The sequence below is a fragment of the Streptomyces sp. MS19 genome (genome assembly GCF_047200595.1).
Classification (GTDB): Bacteria; Actinomycetota; Actinomycetes; order Streptomycetales; family Streptomycetaceae; genus Streptomyces.
The window spans coordinates 18,499-35,321 of sequence record NZ_JBJZOH010000033.1 but is presented as its reverse complement, the minus strand read 5'-3'; the positions used below and the strand labels follow the sequence as shown (position 1 = coordinate 35,321).

General features: G+C 75.4%; 15 protein-coding genes and 1 pseudogene. 5 read left to right on the top strand and 11 right to left on the bottom strand.

The window, feature by feature from the left end:
* Positions 1 to 1,497, bottom strand: a complete 1,497-nt coding sequence (locus ACL02R_RS24015; protein ID WP_412799048.1) for a PLP-dependent aminotransferase family protein — start codon at positions 1,495 to 1,497, stop codon at positions 1 to 3.
* A gap of 99 nt (positions 1,498 to 1,596) precedes the next feature.
* On the opposite strand from ACL02R_RS24015, the gene ACL02R_RS24010 reads away from it, so the two are divergent.
* Positions 1,597 to 2,322: a YczE/YyaS/YitT family protein gene (locus ACL02R_RS24010; protein ID WP_412799047.1), complete on the top strand. Its 726-nt coding sequence runs from the start codon at positions 1,597 to 1,599 to the stop codon at positions 2,320 to 2,322.
* A gap of 168 nt (positions 2,323 to 2,490) precedes the next feature.
* Complete coding sequence (locus ACL02R_RS24005; RefSeq protein ID WP_052850867.1) at positions 2,491 to 2,865, top strand: RNA polymerase-binding protein RbpA; 375 nt, start codon at positions 2,491 to 2,493, stop codon at positions 2,863 to 2,865.
* 97 nt (positions 2,866 to 2,962) lie between these two features.
* Here ACL02R_RS24005 and fxsA read toward each other — a convergent pair whose 3' ends face one another.
* From fxsA to ACL02R_RS23980, 5 genes are all read right to left on the bottom strand, one after another.
* Complete coding sequence (fxsA, locus tag ACL02R_RS24000) at positions 2,963 to 3,559, bottom strand: FxsA family membrane protein (RefSeq protein WP_412799046.1); 597 nt, start codon at positions 3,557 to 3,559, stop codon at positions 2,963 to 2,965.
* Positions 3,556 to 4,335: a polyprenol monophosphomannose synthase gene (locus ACL02R_RS23995; RefSeq protein WP_412799045.1), complete on the bottom strand. Its 780-nt coding sequence runs from the start codon at positions 4,333 to 4,335 to the stop codon at positions 3,556 to 3,558. The genes fxsA and ACL02R_RS23995 overlap by 4 nt, the downstream gene beginning before the upstream one ends.
* Entirely contained in the window at positions 4,328 to 6,010 is a 1,683-nt protein-coding gene (gene lnt / locus ACL02R_RS23990; RefSeq protein WP_412799066.1) for an apolipoprotein N-acyltransferase, read from the bottom strand. The genes ACL02R_RS23995 and lnt overlap by 8 nt, the downstream gene beginning before the upstream one ends.
* Before the next feature lie 498 nt (positions 6,011 to 6,508).
* Positions 6,509 to 8,158 (bottom strand): amidohydrolase, encoded by a 1,650-nt coding sequence (locus ACL02R_RS23985; RefSeq protein WP_412799044.1) that lies wholly within the window; start codon positions 8,156 to 8,158, stop codon positions 6,509 to 6,511.
* Positions 8,159 to 8,215: 57 nt separating this feature from the next.
* Positions 8,216 to 8,656 carry an Lrp/AsnC family transcriptional regulator gene (locus ACL02R_RS23980; protein ID WP_129838285.1) on the bottom strand — a complete coding sequence of 147 codons (441 nt, stop codon included), beginning with the start codon at positions 8,654 to 8,656 and terminating at the stop codon, positions 8,216 to 8,218.
* A 193-nt stretch (positions 8,657 to 8,849) separates the two neighbouring features.
* On the opposite strand from ACL02R_RS23980, the gene ACL02R_RS23975 reads away from it, so the two are divergent.
* Positions 8,850 to 9,254, top strand: a complete 405-nt coding sequence (locus ACL02R_RS23975; RefSeq protein ID WP_412799043.1) for a hypothetical protein — start codon at positions 8,850 to 8,852, stop codon at positions 9,252 to 9,254.
* A 58-nt stretch (positions 9,255 to 9,312) separates the two neighbouring features.
* Here the strand turns inward: ACL02R_RS23975 and ACL02R_RS23970 are convergent.
* The 3 genes and pseudogenes from ACL02R_RS23970 to ACL02R_RS23960 form a co-directional block, all read right to left on the bottom strand.
* A pseudogene (locus tag ACL02R_RS23970) lies at positions 9,313 to 10,476 on the bottom strand (acyl-CoA dehydrogenase family protein); the annotation flags it as partial.
* 77 nt (positions 10,477 to 10,553) lie between these two features.
* Positions 10,554 to 11,036 (bottom strand): cupin domain-containing protein, encoded by a 483-nt coding sequence (locus ACL02R_RS23965; protein ID WP_412799042.1) that lies wholly within the window; start codon positions 11,034 to 11,036, stop codon positions 10,554 to 10,556.
* 2 nt (positions 11,037 to 11,038) lie between these two features.
* A complete protein-coding gene (locus ACL02R_RS23960; RefSeq protein ID WP_412799041.1) occupies positions 11,039 to 12,415 on the bottom strand; it encodes a peptidase C39 family protein in 1,377 nt (458 codons plus the stop codon).
* 170 nt (positions 12,416 to 12,585) lie between these two features.
* On the opposite strand from ACL02R_RS23960, the gene ACL02R_RS23955 reads away from it, so the two are divergent.
* Entirely contained in the window at positions 12,586 to 13,203 is a 618-nt protein-coding gene (locus tag ACL02R_RS23955) for a uridine kinase (RefSeq protein ID WP_412799040.1), read from the top strand.
* A gap of 33 nt (positions 13,204 to 13,236) precedes the next feature.
* Positions 13,237 to 15,084: an AAA family ATPase gene (locus tag ACL02R_RS23950; RefSeq protein ID WP_412799039.1), complete on the top strand. Its 1,848-nt coding sequence runs from the start codon at positions 13,237 to 13,239 to the stop codon at positions 15,082 to 15,084.
* Positions 15,085 to 15,505: 421 nt separating this feature from the next.
* Here the strand turns inward: ACL02R_RS23950 and ACL02R_RS23945 are convergent, their stop codons facing one another.
* Together ACL02R_RS23945 and hisG are read right to left on the bottom strand one after the other, a co-directional pair.
* Positions 15,506 to 15,973, bottom strand: coding sequence for a PH domain-containing protein (locus ACL02R_RS23945; RefSeq protein ID WP_412799038.1), 468 nt, complete (start codon positions 15,971 to 15,973; stop codon positions 15,506 to 15,508).
* On the bottom strand, positions 15,970 to 16,818 hold the full coding sequence (hisG, locus tag ACL02R_RS23940; protein WP_412799037.1) for an ATP phosphoribosyltransferase: 849 nt from the start codon (positions 16,816 to 16,818) through the stop codon (positions 15,970 to 15,972). Before hisG ends, ACL02R_RS23945 begins: the two co-directional genes overlap by 4 nt.
* Positions 16,819 to 16,823: the final 5 nt, after the last annotated feature.

The following is a 16,823-nucleotide window of genomic DNA, read 5'->3' as shown; positions in this document are numbered from 1 at the left end:
TCAGGAGATGTAGCCCGCCGGGGTGGCCAGGCCGATGCCCGCCGCTCCCCCGGCGACCAGGTCCGCCGCCGCCGCGAGCCGGTCCGCCGCCTCCGCGGCGACCGGTCCGCCCACGACGAACGGCACCCGCACATAGCCCTCGAAAGCGCCGTCCACGCCGAAGCGCGGACCGGACGCCACCCGCACCCCGAGCCGTTCGCCCGCCTCCGCGATCCGCGACCCGGACAGCCCGCCCGTGCGCACCCACAGCGTCATCCCGCCAGAGGGCACGGCGAACTCCCAGCCGGGCAGCCGGTCGCGGAGCGCGGCCACGACATCGGCGCGGTGTCCCCGCAGCTCGGCGCGCCGCTCGTCCAGCGCCTCGGCCCAGCCGCCCTCCGTCAGCAGCCAGGCGACCGCCAGCTGCTCCATGACGGGGCTGCCCAGGTCGGCCCACGCCCGCGCGGCGACCAGCCGCCGGATCACCTCGGGCGCGGCCCGCAGCCACCCGATCCGCAGGCCCGCCCAGATCGCCTTGCTCGCCGACCCGATGGTGATCACCGTGGACCCGCCGTGGTCGAACGCCGCCATCGGTCTCGGCCGCCCGCCGGGCACGGGATCGAGCCCCAGGTCGACCATGGTCTCGTCGGCGATCAGCACGGTCCCCGACGCCCGCGCGGCGGCGATCAGGCCGCGCCGCCGCTCGTCGTCGGCGAGCGCGCCGGTCGGGTTGTGGTAGTCCGCGACCACGTACGCCAGCCGGGGCGACGCCTCCGCCAGCACGTGGCGCCACACCGGGAGGTCCCAGCCGCTCAGCCCGTCCCCCATCGGGACGGGGACGAGCCGCGCGCCCGCCTCGCGGAAGAGCTGGAGGACGTTGGCGTACGAGGGCTGCTCCACGGCGACGCGTTCCCCCGCCGGGGCGAACATGCGGCAGATCGCCCCGACCGCGCCCATCGCCCCGGTGGTGATCATGATCTGCTCGGGCATCGTCGGGACACCGCGCTCGGTGTAGCGGTCCGCCAGGGCGGCGCGCAGCGCGGGCAGCCCGGCGGGGAAGTCGCCATGGGTACGGGCGGCCTGGGGCAGCGAGCCCAGTGCGGCCTGGAACGCGCGGCTGAGCCACGGCTCAGGGGCCGGGAGCTGGGCGCAGCCGAGGTCGATCGTGGTGCCGCCCGCCTCGGGCGGGAGGGGGTCGAGCCCTCTGGCGGGCAGGGCGCGTCCGGCCGGGACGGCGGTCCAGCTGCCGGAGCCGCGCCGTGACCGCAGGAACCCGTCGGCCCGCAGGCTCTCGAACGCGGTGGCGACGGTGGTGCGGCTCACCGCCAGGGCGGCGGCCAGTTCGCGTTCGGCGGGCAGCCGGGCGGCGACGGGCAGCCTGCCTTCGAGGACCAGCAGCCGGATGCCGTCCGCGAGCGCGCGGTACGCGGGGCCGCGCCGCCGTCCGGACGCCGCCTCCTGGGAGCCGAGGAGCCGGGCGAGCTGGCCGGCCCCGACCGTGGAGGTCCACTCGCTCATGATTCCGATCCACCTTCCGCGAATTGGCCCTGTGCCGCGTCGCGTTCCAGGCCACAGGCTGTCACGGACCAGGCCGCACGCGCCAGAGGAGACCACCGGATGAAACGGCTGCCACGCCGCCTGACCCAGCTGTACTGCGGTCTGGTGCTCTGTGGGGTGAGCATGGCCATGATGGTGCGGGCGGGACTCGGCCTCGACCCGTGGGACGTCTTCCACCAGGGCATGGCCGAGCGCACGGGCCTCTCGATGGGCATGGTGACCAACCTCACGGGCCTCGCCGTGCTCCTGCTGTGGATTCCCCTGCGGGAGCGCCCGGGACTGGGCACGGTGTCGAACGTGCTGCTCGTCGGGACCACGATGGACCTCGCCCTGCCCCTGTTCCCCCACCCGTCCGAACCGGTGGCGCAGGTGGCGCTGATGCTCGCGGCCGTGCTGCTGAACGGGGTGGCGACGGGCCTCTACATCACCGGCCGCTTCGGCCCCGGACCCCGGGATGGGGTGATGACCGCGCTGCACCGGCGCACCGGCAGGTCCGTGCGCCTGGTGCGCACGGGCATCGAGGTCACGGTGCTGGTGGTGGGGGTGGTGCTCGGCGGCACGGCGGGAGTCGGTACGGTCGTGTACGCCCTCGCCATCGGACCGCTGAGCCAGTTCTTCCTCAGACTGTTCGCCGTCCCGGACGCAGGGTATCCGGAGAGACACAGGGTGGAACCGGGAGGGGAATCCGGAATGGATTTCGAGGAGCGGCGCATGGCGGGTATCCTTCGCCTTCGGTCCCGCCGGACGGACCGTTACCCCGAGCCATCCCGCGCGGACGCCGGGTGACATCTCCTACCAGACGTGACAAACCGGACGCCGGTGGGTACAAGGAGGGGCGGCGCGACGGGCGACGCGGAACCCCCTCGGGAATCTTCACCGCCGACCGGACGTTGACCCGATTGATGACGACAGCGACACATGTCCTGTGGGCGACCAGCCCGGGAGGCACGATTCATGAGTGAGCGAGCTCTTCGCGGCACGCGGCTCGTGGTGACCAGCTACGAGACGGACCGCGGCATCGACCTGGCGCCGCGTCAGGCGGTGGAGTACGCATGCGGGAACGGGCATCGGTTCGAGATGCCGTTCTCGGTGGAGGCAGAGATCCCGCCGGAGTGGGAGTGCAAGGTATGCGGCTCCCAGGCCCTGCTGGTGGACGGCGAGGGGCCGGAGGAGAAGAAGGGCAAGCCCGCGCGCACGCACTGGGACATGCTCATGGAGCGGCGTACCCGCGAGGAGCTGGAGGAGGTGCTCGCCGAGCGGCTCGCCGTCCTGCGCTCCGGTGCGATGAACATCGCGGTGCATCCGCGCGACAGCCGCAAGACGGCCTGACCCGGCCGGACGCCCGCCCGGACGGAAAGGGGCCGGGACACCACACCTGTGGTGTCCCGGCCCCTTCGTCTTCTCCGTCTTCCCGTGCTCCGCCGCCCTACCGGCCGCCGTCCTGCCCGCGGGGCCCGTCCCCCTCCGGCCGGTCGTCCTCGCGGACGACCTCGCCCTCCACGACCTTCCCGTCGGGACGCCGGGCGCGCATCTGGTCGCGGAGGCCCTGGGCGTCCTGGAACGCCGCGCCGAGCGGCCCGCTCCCGCGCGTCACGTACCGCCGCGCCCGGCGCCGCAGCAGCCCGGCCGTGGGTGGGAAGACGCACAGCAGCCCGACCACGTCGGAGATCAGCCCCGGGATCATCAGCAGCAGCCCGCCGAGCATCGTCAGCCCGTTGCCGCCCCGCGTCGCCGTGGCGCCGCCCGCGCCGTCCGGCGGCGGGGGCCGCAGGCCCTCGGTGAGCCGGGCCCAGGCACGCCGCCCCGCCTGCTTGATCACGATCGCGCCGACGACGACACCGGCGACCAGCAGCAGGAAGACGGTCAGCCCGCCCGCGGCGCGGCCGACGAGGATCAGCAGCCAGATCTCCAGCACCGCCCAGGCGGCGACGGCGAGCGGCAGCAGCGGACGCGCACGGCGGCGCGGTGGCGGTGACGGCCGCCGGCCGCCGCCTCGGTACGGGTTCGGGGAGCCGGTCGTCATGACCCCAGTCTGCCCTGAGCCGGCCGGCGGCGTGCGGCGGGCCGCCCGAGCCTGGCGGCGACGCCCCACACGGTGACGCGCCACAGCGCCTCCACCACGATCTCCCGGCTCATCTTGCTGTCGCCCGCCCGGCGCTCGACGAAGGTGATGGGCACCTCGGCCACCCGGTACCCGGCACGCACCGCCCGGTGGGCCAGGTCGACCTGGAAGCAGTAGCCCTGCGACGCCACCCCGGTGAGCAGCCCGCTCTCCAGGACATGCCGCCGGAACGCGCGGAAGCCGCCCGTCACGTCGCGCACCGGCACGCCGAGCAGCAGCCGGGCGTACGCGCTGCCGCCGCGGGACAGCAGCTCGCGGTACTTCGGCCAGTGCACGATGCGCCCGCCGGGCACCCAGCGCGAGCCGAGCGCCACATCGGCGCCGCTCGCCAGCGCCGTGAGCAGCCGGGGCAGCTCCTCCGGCTGGTGCGAGGCGTCGCCGTCCATCTCGACCAGCACGTCGTAGCCGCGGTCGAGGCCCCAGGCGAAGCCCGCCAGGTACGCGGCGCCGAGGCCCTCCTTGCCCGCGCGGTGCAGCACGTGGACGCGCGGGTCGTCCCCGGCGATCTCGTCGGCCACCTTGCCGGTGCCGTCCGGGCTGTCGTCGTCCGCGACCAGGACGTGCACGGCGGGGCAGGCGGCGCGCAGCCGGTCGAGGAGGGGCGGCAGGTTGTCGGCCTCGTTGTAGGTGGGGATGATCACCAGCACCTGGCCCAGGGCGTCCACGGCGTCACTCACCGGCCGCTCCCGCGGAGGCGGCCCGGTGGACGTCCCGCCGCGCGGCGCGGCGGCGCACGAGGACGAGGGCCCAGGCGGCGAGCCCGGCCCCGGCCAGCAGCCACTCGGGCAGCGCGCCGACGCGGTCCGCGACCGTCCGGCCGTCGCGCAGCGGCAGGTCGGCGGTCAGCACGTCCTGCGTGAACTCCTCGGTCTGCTGCTCGACGGTCCCGTCGGGGGCGACCACGGCGCTGATGCCGCTGGTGGCGGCGGTGACGATGGCCCGGCCGTGCTCGACGGCCCGCAGCCGCGACATGGCGAGCTGCTGCTCGGGCTGCCCGGTGCGGCCGTACGTGGCGTTGTTGGTCTGGACGACGAGCGCGCGGGCACCGGCGTTGACGGTGTCGCGGACGATGCCGTCGTAGGCCACCTCGAAGCAGATGACGTCGCCCATGCGGGCGGGGCCGATGTCGAGGACGCCGGTGTGGTCGCCGGGGTAGAAGTCGCGGGGCACGCGCTCCAGGCGCGTGATCACGGCGCTGAGCTGCTCGCGGAAGGGCACGTACTCGCCGAACGGCACGGGGTGCTGCTTCGTGTACGACTCGCCGGGGCCGCGCTCGGGGTCCCAGACGATGCCCTGGTTCTCGACGTACCCGTCCTTGGTCGGGTGGTCCACGAGGGCGCCGACGAGGATGGGGACGCCGACGGCCCGCACGGCCCGTTCGATGGCGGCGGCGGCCTCGGCGTCGCGGTACGGGTCGAGGTCGGAGGAGTTCTCCGGCCACAGCACCAGGTCGGGGCGTTCGACACGGCCCGCGTCGATGTCCTCGGCCAGTTGCAGCGTGGCGTCGACGTGGTTGTTGAGGATCATCATCGGGCGCCCGAGGAAGTCCATCCCGGCCTGCTGCACGTTGCCCTGCACCACGGCTATGGACACGGTGTCGTCCGCGTCCGTGGGGACGGGCACGGCGTAGCCCGCGGCGCCGACCGCGACGGCCAGCGCGGCGGCCGCGGCGGCGGGTCGCCAGGACAGCGCGGTCCGCGCCTCCGCCGGGGTGCGCAGGCGCGTGGCGAGCCGCAGCGCCGTCCAGGCCAGCAGCGCGCCGGAGAGCGCGACGGCGAACGTCACCAGCGGCGCGCCGCCCAGCGCGGCGAGCGGCGTGAAGGGCGTGCCGGTGTTGGCGAACGCGAGACGTCCCCACGGGAAGCCGCCGAACGGCACACGGTCCCTCGCCCACTCCTGCGCGACCCACAGGCAGGCCGCCCACAGCGGCCACAGCCGCAGCCGGGACGTCGCGGCGAGTCCCGCGCCGAGCGGGAGGAAGAACGCCGCCTCGGCGACGGACAGGCCCACCGCGGCGTCCCAGCCGATCACGCGCAGCCAGCTGAGCAGGGAGACGAAGAACGGCAGGGCGAACGCGAAGCCGAGCCACGCGCCCTGCCGTCCGGTCCTGCCGTGCGTGAGCAGGGAGAGCGCGGCGACGGCGGCGGGCGACAGGAGCCAGACGTCGTACGGCGGGAACGCGGCCGTCAGCGCGAGCCCGGCCACGGCGGCCAGCAGGCTCGCCCGCCAGTGCCGCCTGCCGGACGCGGCGATCCGGCGGAGGCGGCCGGGGCGGCGCGCGCCGGGGGGACCGGCCGTGCCGGCGGCGGCGGTGCCGGGGGCGTCGGCTCTGCCGGCCGCGTCGTCGGCCATGGTCGTCTCGGAGCCCGTTGGCACAGTCGTGGCCTCTCTGCATGAGCGGGCGATGATGAACGACCGTACCTCGTACGGGTGGGTGTCTGCGGACCGGGACCGGCGCTCTTCGGTCCGACCCGGGGCCCGCTGGCTGCGGGTCGTCCGAAAGCCGTTGTCTACTGAGCGTCCGGGCCCGGCCCGGGTCGCACCAGCCGGCCGGACGGAACCTTCCGCCCCCGTGCCGCAGGCGCACTGGACCTGGCTCCCGGTGGCGCGCCTGCGCGGCGCCCCGCCCTCTGGCCCAGCGGCGTTCGACGACTGCGCGGAGGGGAGCGCCGGCCGGACGTCCTGTGGTGGACCCGGCCGAACCTACCTCCCGACGACCACAGCCTGTCAACAGTCCCCTGACCTGCGATTTCGCCTCACTTTCCGGCAAAAAGGCTGGTCAGTGCGGAGCTTGCGGGACGGCGGGCGGGCGGGATCGCACGTCGTTCGGCGGTATCGGCGCGTGCTGGATCACTCGTTCGGCCGGTCGTACACGGTCCGGCCGCCGACGACGGTCCGCAGGCAGGTCGGGAGCGGTTCGCCGGGGGCCAGATCGGGCAGCCCCGGGGTGCCTGAGCGGGGGTCGGTGGACCAGCGCGCGACCCGGTCGTCGGGTGCCTGGACGACGAGGGCGCCGGTCTCCCAGAGCGCGTAGTCGGCAGGGGCGCCGGGGACGAGGACGCCGCCGTCGTCGCGGCCGATCGCGCGCCAGCCGCCGCGCGTGTGGGCGGTGAACGCGGCCCGCACGGAGACGCGGTGCTCCTCCGTGCGGTGGTACGCCGCCGCGCGGACGGCGGCCCAGGGCCCGAGCGGGGTGACGGGCGCGTCGGAGCCGAAGGCCAGCGGGACACCGGCACGCAGCAGGGCGGCGAACGGGTTGAGCGCACGGGCGCGGTCCGCGCCGAGGCGGCGCGCGTACATCCCGTCGGGGCCGCCCCAGGCCGCGTCGAAGCCGGGCTGGACGCTGGCGGTGAGCGCCAGGTCGGCGAAGGCGGCGATGGCGTCGGCGCCGAGCAGTTCGGCGTGCTCGACGCGGTGGCGCAGGGCCCGTACGGGGCCGGTGCCGAGGCGGTCGGCGGCGGCCCGCACGCCCCGGACGACCGCGTCCACGGCGGCGTCCCCGATGGCGTGGAACCCGGCCTGGAGCCCGGCCTCGGTGCAGGCGGTGACGTGGGCCGCGACGTCGTCGGCGGACAGGTGGGCCGTGCCGGTGTGGGGGGCGTCGGCGTAGGGGGCGTGGAGGTGCGCGGTGTGGGAGCCGACGGAGCCGTCGGCGAAGAGGTCGCCCGCGGCGCCGATCGCGCCCAGCGCCCGGACGCGCGCGGCGTCCTCGGGGCCGCCGACGAGGGCGGCCCAGTAGCCGTGGACGCGGGGGCCCGGCTCGGCGGCGGCGAGGGCGAGCAGGGCGGTGAGGTCCTCCTCGCTGGAGATCTCGGGGCCGGCGCACTCGTGGACACTGCCGATGCCGAGGGAGGCGGCGTGTCGCAGCGCCGCGCGCTGGGCGGCGGCGCGCTGGGCGGGGCCGAGTGCGGCGTCGGCGGCGCGGCGTACGGCGTGGTGCGCGTCACCGGTCAGGGGACCGTCAGGGATGTAGCCGGGCAGCGCGGTGATGCCGGGGATCCTGCCGAGGAGCGCCGTGGTGGCGAGCGCCGAGTGGGCGTCCACGCGCACGAGGTAGAGGGGACGGCCGCCGGCGGCGCGGTCGAGTTCGTCGCGCGTCGGGGGGCGCCGTTCGGGCCAGCGGGTCGCGTCCCAGCCCTGGCCGAGGAGGACATCGTCCGCCGGGTGGGCGGCGGCGTGGGCGGTGACGCGGGCGAGGGCGTCGGGCAGGGAGGCGGCGTCCGCGAGGTCGAGGCCGGTGAGGGCGAGCCCCGCGGCCGTCGTGTGCACGTGTGCGTCGGTGAACGCGGGCGTGACGAGGGCGCCGTCGAGGTCCACGACCTCGTCCGCCGTCGGGGCGAGGGAATCGGCGGCGGCCTCGGAGCCGATCCAGGCGATGCGGTCGCCCTCGACGGCCATGGCCGTGGCGAACGGGTCGGCCGGGCTGTGGACCTCGCCGCGGCGCAGGAGGACGGTGCGGGGCCGTTCGCCCGGGGCGGCCGGGGTGGTGCTGTCGGTCATGGGGCCAGTCTTCCGGCCCGGCGGGCGGGCCCCTGCGGCGGGGTGGGGGCGCGGGCGTCAGACGCGCGGCGGGCGGGACTCGTAGGGCGTGGAGAGGACGACCGTGGTGCGCGTGGAGACACCGGCCAGGGAGCGGATGCGGGCGAGCAGCAGTTCCAGCTCGGCCGGTTCGGCGACGCGGACTTTCAGGATGTAGTTCTCGTCGCCCGCGACGCTGTGGCACGCCTCGATCTCCGGGACACCCGCGAGCCGGTCGGCGATGTCGTCGGGCGCGCTGGGGTCGAAGGGCTTGACGGAGATGAACGCGGTCAGCGGCAGGCCCACCGCCTCCGGCGCGACGATGGCCGCGTAGCCGCGGATGACGCCGCGCTGTTCGAGACGGCGCACGCGCTGGTGCACGGCCGAGGTGGACAGGCCGGTGGCCTTGCCGAGGTCGGTGTAGCTCATGCGCCCGTCCCTGACGAGCAGTTCCACGATGCGCCGGTCGAGTTCCTCCACGGTCCGTAACCTACCCGGCGGAACGGTCCCGCGCGGCGCGGGGCGTACGCGGCGGCGGGCCGTCCCGGGGGCCGCGCTGTGATGAACGCCACAAACCGGTACCGGTGTCCTGTTCGACTGCGCGATTATCGACGGAAAGGGGCGGGAAGTGCTTGCTGTGGCCAACGCCACTGCGCCGTCCGAGGGGGATTACATGCGCAATGTGAAGGCACTCCACCGTCCCGGGCCCGATCCGGTGCCCGCCGAGGACGACGAGGAGCAGCTCTTCTCCGACGAGGCCGGGGCGGACGACGACCTGCCTCGTGTCCTGTGCCCCGGCTGCGCCCGCCCGGTCGCGCTGGAGGAGCCCGGCGGCCCGGTGCCGCAGCACGCGGTGTGCCCGTCGCTGTTCGACCCGTTCGGGCTGACGGTCTGCCCGGGGTCGGGCCGCGCGGCGGCGGACGACGGCGTGCTGCCGCTGCCCGCCGCGTCGTTCGCCGTGGAGCCGGTGGCCCTGGCCGCGCTGCCGGAGAGCCTGCACTGGCGGCTCCAGCCCTTCTCGCACGCGGTGCGCCACGCGGCGCGGTCCGCGGCGGTCACCCTGCGGCAGGCGGCGTAGCGGCGGCCGCCCGTCCCCCGTCCTGAGCGGCCACGTCCGGCGCGGCCGCGTGCGGTGGCGGGGGGACGAGGTGGCGCGCGATGACCGAGCGCTGGATCTGGTTGGTGCCCTCCACGATCTGGAGCACCTTGGCCTCGCGCAGATACCGCTCCGCCGGGAAGTCGGCGGTGTAGCCGTAGCCGCCCATCAGCTGGACGGCGTCGGTCGCGGCCTGCATGGCGGTGTCCGAGCAGAACAGCTTGGCCATCGCCGCCTGCCTGCCGAACGGGCGGCCCTCGTCCCGCAGCCGCGCCGCCTCCAGGTACAGGGCGCGCCCGGCCTCGATCCGGGTGGCCGTGTCGGCGAGTGTGAAGCGCAGGCCCTGGAAGTCGGCCACCCGCCGCCCGAACTGCCGCCGTCCCACGGTGAAGGCGAGCGCCTCGTCGAGCGCCGCCTGGGCGAGCCCGACGGCGCAGGCGGCGATGCCGAGCCTGCCCGCGTCCAGGGCCTCAAGGGCGAGGGCGAAGCCCTGGCCCTCGGCGCCGAGGCGGCGCGCGTCGGGGACGCGCACGCCGTCGAGGTGGACCTGGGCGGTGGGCGACCCGTTCATGCCCATCTTGCGTTCGGGGCGGCTCGCGGTGAGCCCGGGGGCGTCGCCCGGTACGAGGAACGCGGTGATGCCGTGCCGCCCGTCGCCGCCCGTCCTGGCGAAGACGGTGCAGAAGTCGGCGACGCCGCCGTGTGTGATCCACGCCTTGGTGCCGCCCAGCACCCAGGCGTCGCCGTCCCGTTCGGCGCGGGTGCGCAGGGACGCGGCGTCGGAGCCGGAGGCGGGCTCGGAGAGGCAGTAGGCGCCGAGCAGGCCGCCGCCGAGCATGGCGCGCAGGTGCTCGGCGCGCTGGTCCTTGCTGCCGTGCGCGGCGAGGGCGTGGCAGGCGAGGGTGTGGACGCTGACGCCGAGGCCCACGGTGAGGCGGGCGGCGGCCAGTTCCTCGACCACCTGGAGATAGACCTCGTACGGCTGGCCCCCGCCGCCGTCCTCCGGCGGGTAGGGCAGGCCGAGGAGCCCGGTCTCCGAGAGGAGGCGGAACGCGGCGCGGGGGAACGTTCCTTCCGCTTCCTCGCGGGCGGCGTGCGGCGCGATCTCGCGCCGCGCCAGGTCGCGGACGAGGCCGAGGAGGTCCCGGGCCTCCTGGGAGGGCAGGCGGCGGCTCACGGGTCCGGCGGCAGCTTCTGCGGGCATGGTCGGGTCCTCCACTCGTCGGGCACGGCGCTGTGCGCAGCGGCGGGATGGGGGCGGCCTGGGGCAGCGGTACGGCGTCAGCGGGCGCAGGCGGGCGCGTCGGCGTCGACCGAGCGGGGACTGCCCTCGGGCACCACGTAGGTCGCATGGAGAACGACCGGCTCGTTCCCCAGGTTTCGCCCGATGTGGACGTGCCCGTCGCCGGGGGTCTCCACAAGCGTGTCACCTGCCGTGGAGACCTCGACCGAGCAGTCGTCGAGGGTGCGGGTCAGGGTCCCCGAGACGACGACGCCGAGGAGCGGGCCGTCGTGGTAGTGCCAGCCGGTGGAGCCGCCCGGTTCGATGACGATCACGCGGACGGTCACGTCGGTGGGGCCTTCGGCACGGATGTCGAGGCCGTGCGGTGCGGTACCCTCCGCGAGCGTGTGCGCGGTGACGCCCCCGCCCGGTGTGAGGGCGGCGGGCGCGGTGGCGGCGGCCCCGGCGGGCAGGAGTGCCAGGGCCGCCGCGCAGAGGGAGGCCGGAAGTGCCCGTAAGGGCCGTCGGCCGGAGGCGGCCACGGTCACCGGACCCCGGCGGCGGCGAGCGCGGCGCGCTGCGCGGACGAGGGCCTGACCGGGAAGTAGAGGTAGCAGACGCCGCCGGTGCCGCTGCGGACGGCGCCGTTCGCGTCGTACCGCTTGGTCCGCAGCCAGATGTTCTCGAACTGCCGCCGGGGATAGACGCGGCGGACCTCCGCGTTGCTGTCGCTGGCGGGGTCGTTGGCGATGACGTCGCCGTCCGCGGTGAAGCCGACGACCGTCATCAGGTGCCCGGAGGTGCCGTAGCCGGCGCCGTCGAGCTCGGCCTCGAAGAACGACTGGGACGTTGTCAACGGGATGCCCGCCGCGACGAGCCGCTCGGCGTCGGCCAGCGAGGCGATGCGGGTGACGACGCCCTGGAGGCCGTCGTACGTGGCGGCGTAGGCGGCGTTGAAGGGCCAGTTGCCGCAGCCGCCGTACTGGTGGTCGTAGGTGTAGCGGGCCGCGTGGCAGACCTGGGGGTCGGCGAAGTCCGGGTTGACCCAGGCGAGTTGCTCGGGCGTCGGGTGCTTGCCGAAAGACTCGATGATCATCTGCGACGAGGTGGGGCTGCACCACGCCTCGCCGCCGTTGTCGTACTCGGGGTACTGGCCGACGTGGATGTTCTGCGAGTAGTCCGGGACGGTCAACTCCGTACCGGCGGCCGGGCCGGGCGCCGTCGCGGGGACCTCGAAGCGGTCAGGCACGGCGGACGTCATCGCGCCCAGCCGCCAGACCGTCGGCGCCGCGCCGGAACCGGGGGCGCGGTGGAGGGTGAGCCGCAGCCGGTACGAGGTGAACCGCAGGCCGCTCGCGGCGTCGTCCACGGCGAGGGTGTCGGTCCAGACGGTCGCCTTGCCGTCCTCCTGGCCGTCCACCGAGGTCCGGCGGATGTCCTCGTCCCCGGCCGCCCAGACGCCGAGGGTCCACCAGGGCGTCCGCGTGCCGTCCGAGTAGCCGGCCTGCACCTCGACGCGCAGGAAGGTCCCGGCGGGGGTGTGGGCGTTCCAGGAGGCGATCAGCTCGGTCGCGGGGACGGCGGGCCTGCGGACCGGGGAGAGCCAGGTGGCGTACTGCCAGGAGGCGGTGGTGCCGGTGTGCGGGTCGGTGTAGTCCAGCGTGCCGCGCGGGCGGGTCAGGACGACACCGGTACGGCCGGTGGTGACGACGGAGACGCCCCGCGCGGTGCCGGCGCGCCAGTCGGCGGCGGTCACCCAGCCGTGGTAGGCGATGGTCGAGTCCGGGTCGGTGCCGTGGTGGCCCCGGCCTCCGCCGCGGCCCTGCGGTGCGGCCCCGGCGTCCCCGCCGAGGGATACGGACGAACCGACGGCGGCGGCTACGGCGGCGGCGAGTACGGTGCGGCGTGGCGGCGTGGTCACGAGGCGGTCTCCCGGTCGTCTCCGGACATGCGGGGATGCGCCGGACGGGGTGGGCCGGCGCGGCGGGCGAACCCCACTATCGCCGTTCCGGCCCGTGACGGCCAGTAATTCCCCACGAACGCGCGGAAAGAATATTGGTGTCTACCAGTGGCGCCGCTACGCTGACCGCGATGTCCGACGCCGCCCCTCCCCCGCCCGCGGGACCGCTCGCGGATGTCCTCGCGCGGACACGGGCGGCGCCACCCCGGCTGGGCCGGGTGCGGCTGGTGGGGATCGACGGGCACGCGGGGTCGGGCAAGAGCACCCTCGCGCGGCGCCTGTCGGCGGCCCTGGACGGGGCGCCCGTCGTGCACCTGGACGACCTGGCGAGCCACGCGTCGTTCTTCGGCTGGGCGGAGACCCTCGCCCGCGACGTGCTCGGCCCGCTGGAGCGCGGCGGGACCGCGCGCTACCGGGGGTACGACTGGGAGCGCGGCGGGTTCACGCGCGACCTGACGTGCTCCGCCGCGCCCGTCGTGCTCCTGGAAGGGGTCGGCGCGGGGCGGCGGGCGGTGCGGCCGTACCTGTCGCTGCTGGTGTGGATGGACGTCCCGGCGGCGACGGCATGGGCCAGGGGCCGCCGCAGGGACGGTCCCGGGCTCGCGGATTTCTGGCGCGCGTGGGAGGCGGCCGAACTGCGCCACTTCGCCGACGACCCGTCATGTCCGCACGCCGATATGCTGATCACTCCCGCGCGCACCGGTGAGGGATGGCCGCCGAAGGAGTCGCGAGCCGGTCGGGATGGGTAGGAAAGGCCCCAGGGGCAGGCGTGGTTACCCGTTGTGGGGGTCGTCATGATTTCTGGCACACACGGCGCACGTGACACTCACGATCGCGTTCCCCGCCACGCGGCCGACCTCGCGTGGCTGCGGGGAGTGGACGCGTACGCGGCCGGGGCCTACCCGGAGGCGGAGGAGGAGTTCCGCGCGGCCGTGCGGGAGGACCCCGGCATGGCCGACGCCTGGCTGGGGCTGCACGCGCTGCGCACCGACGTGCCGGTGGCGCTGCGGCAGATGCACCGGCACCGCGCGCGGTTCGGCGAGCAGCGGCGGCGGCACGGGCGCCCCCTGACGTCCTGGTACTGGCTCGGCTGGTGGGTGCAGCCCGTGCTGGAGACCGAGCGCGACCTGCTGCTCGCCCACGCGTCGCAGCTGCTCGACGGGCGGCGGATGGCGGAGCTGGACCAGGCGCTCACCGACTGCCCGCCGCCCGGGTCGGACCCGTACGCCCGCTTCCTGCACGCCTGCCGGTGCTACCTGTCGAAGGACTGGGAGGGGCTGTACCGCTACACGGCCTCGCTCACGGAGGACCCGCAACTCGGCGTGGAGGCTGGGCTGTTCGCCGGCATGGCCCGCGTGCGCCTGGAGATGTACGACCAGGCGGAGCCGCTGCTGGCCACCGCGCTGACGCGCTGCCGCAGCGAGCTGCCGCAGCGCAAGGAGCTGCGCTACTGGCTCGGCCGCGCCCGCGAGGGCACCGGGCGCACCGCGTCGGCGATACCGCTCTACCGGGCGGTGCACCACGCCGACCCCGAGTTCATGGACACCGCGCTGCGGCTGGCCGCGCTGACGGCGGAGGACCCGGACGCGGCCCAGGTGCCCGCGCCCGGCGGCGCCGTCCGCATGCCGTCGCCGGGCACTCCGGCGGGCGCGGAGCGGTCACGGACGGCCGCGAACGGCGGCCACGGCGGGACCGTCCCGGCGGCGGGACCGTCCCCCGCCGCCGACCCGGCGCTGCTGGCGCGGACACTGGACGAGCTGGACCGTATGGTGGGCCTCGATCCGGTGAAGGAGCAGGTACGCGCGCTGTCCGCACAGCTGCGGATGGCGCGGCTGCGCTCGGGCCAGGGCCTGCCGGTGCAGCCGCCGAAGCGGCACTTCGTGTTCTCCGGCCCGTCCGGCACGGGCAAGACGACCGTGGCGCGCCTGCTCGGCCGGGTGTTCCACGCGCTGGGGCTGCTGGCGTCCGACCGGCTGGTGGAGGCGCAACGGGCGGACCTCGTCGGGGAGTTCCTCGGCCAGACGGCGGTGAAGGCCAACCGGCTGATCGACTCGGCGCTCGGCGGCGTCCTGTTCATCGACGAGGCGTACAGCCTGGCGCACTCGGGCTACAGCAAGGGCGACGCGTACGGCGACGAGGCGCTCCAGGTGCTGCTGAAGCGGGCCGAGGACAGCCGGGAGCACCTGGTGGTGATCCTGGCGGGCTACCCGGAGGGGATGGACCGGCTGCTGGTGGCGAACCCGGGGCTCGGTTCGCGCTTCTCGACGCGGGTGGAGTTCCCGAGCTACCGGCCGTCCGAGCTGACCGCGATCGGGGAGCTGCTGGCCTCCGGGCAGGGCGATGTGTGGGACGCGGAGGCGCTGGAGGAGCTGCGCAGCATCGCCGGGCACGTGGTGGCCGAGGGGTGGATCGACGAGCTGGGGAACGGCCGTTTCCTCCGCACGCTGTACGAGACGTCCTGCGCGTTCCGCGACATGCGGCTGTCCGAGTCGGGCGGGGCGCCCACGCGCCAGGAGCTGTCCACGCTGCGGCTGCCCGACCTGATGCAGGCGTACGGCGAGGTGCTGCCGGCGCGCGGCAGGACCACCCGCCCACCCGAAGGCGAACTCCCGCCGCTCGGCCCGGCGTGACGGGAACGGGCGGCGTCCCCCGCCCGTGGGCCGGGACCGGCGGCGGCACCGTCGACCGCGGAGGCACGTACCGCCTGCCTCGGCGGGAGCGCGCCGTGCAGGGGGCCTGCTCCACGGAGCACGCGCGCGGGACGGACGGCAGTACCACCCGCCCGGAGACGATGCGCGCCGCTCAGCCCGGCCGGGCCGGGTGCGCGGCAGGGAGCAGTCCCGCGCCGCCGGCCCGGTGGGGCGACCAGCCCGGACCGGCAGCGGCGGCGCCGTCAGTCCCGGAGGCACGTACCGCCCGCCTCGGCGGAAGTCCGCAGCGTGCGCGCGGGAGGGACCGGCGTGACGGGACATGCGGCCAGCGGTCGGACCGGCGGCGGGAGTACGTGCCGCCCGTCCCGGTGAACTCCCGCCGCCCGGCCGGTCGCTGCCGTCAGTCCCGGGAGGACGTGCCGCCGGTCTCGGCGAGGGCGCGGAGGGTGCGGGCCTGTGCCATGGAGCGTGCGCGCGAGACGCCCGGCTGGATCGCCATGACGGCGAGGACCGTGCCGTCGGCGAGGTCGAGCGTCACCCAGGGATCGCCCGGCCGCAGCGTGACGCGGACGATCTGGGCCCAGGCGAGCCGCCGGGTCGTGGTGAGGTTGACGACGGTGACGCCGTCGCGGTCGGCGGTGACCCGCGGCCTGGCCAGGAGGGCCGTCACGCCGAGGACGAGCAGCCCGCTGCCGACGAACGCGGCGCGGTCCCCCGTACCCCAGACGACGGCGCCCTCGGCGGGCAGCAGGAAGGCGATCAGCGTCATGACGGCGAGGACGCCGAAGCCGATGGCGAGCAGGACGATCCGCGTCACGGTCGGCCGGAACGTCACGGGCAGCGGTGCGGCGGCGGCCGGGGCGTTCACAGGCGGGCGGCGTGGATGCCGGTGGTCAGGATGGCGCGGGCACCGAGGTCGTACAGCTCGTCCATGACGCGCTGGGCGTCCTGCACGGGGACCATCGAGCGGACGGCGAGCCAGCCCTGGTCGTGCAGCGGCGAGACGGTCGGGGACTCCAGGCCGGGCGTGAGGGAGACGGCCTTGTCGACCAGCTCGGCGCGGATGTCGTAGTCCATCATCACGTAGCGCCGCGCGACGAGGACGCCCTGGAGGCGGCGCAGGAACTGGCGGACCTTGACCTCCTGCGACTCCCCGCCGACGCGGCGGATGACGACCGCCTCGGACTCCAGGATGGGCGCGCCGATGATCTCAAGACCCGCGTTGCGCAGGGTCGTGCCGGTCTCCACCACGTCGGCGATGACCTCGGCGACGCCGAGCTGGATGGCCGTCTCGACGGCGCCGTCGAGGTGGACGACGGACGCGTCCACCTGGTGCTCGGCGAGGTGGCCCGCGACGACCCCGGCGAACGAGGTGGCGATCGACAGGCCGCCGAACTCGCGGACGTCGGTCACACCGCCCGGCCGGGTCGCGTACCGCAGCGTGGAGGCGGCGAAGCCGAGCTGCATGATCTCCTCGGCGTCGGCGCGGGAGTCGAGCAGCAGGTCGCGCCCGGTGATGCCGATGTCGAGGCGGCCTGAGCCGACGTAGATCGCGATGTCGCGTGGCCGCAGGTAGAAGAACTCGACCTGGTTCTCCTGGTCGATGAGGACCAGTTCCCTGCGGTCCTTGCGCTGCCGGTAGCCCGCCTCATGGAGCATGGCCGCCGCAGGCTCGGAGAGAGACCCCTTGTTGGGAACGGCGATGCGCAGCATGGACG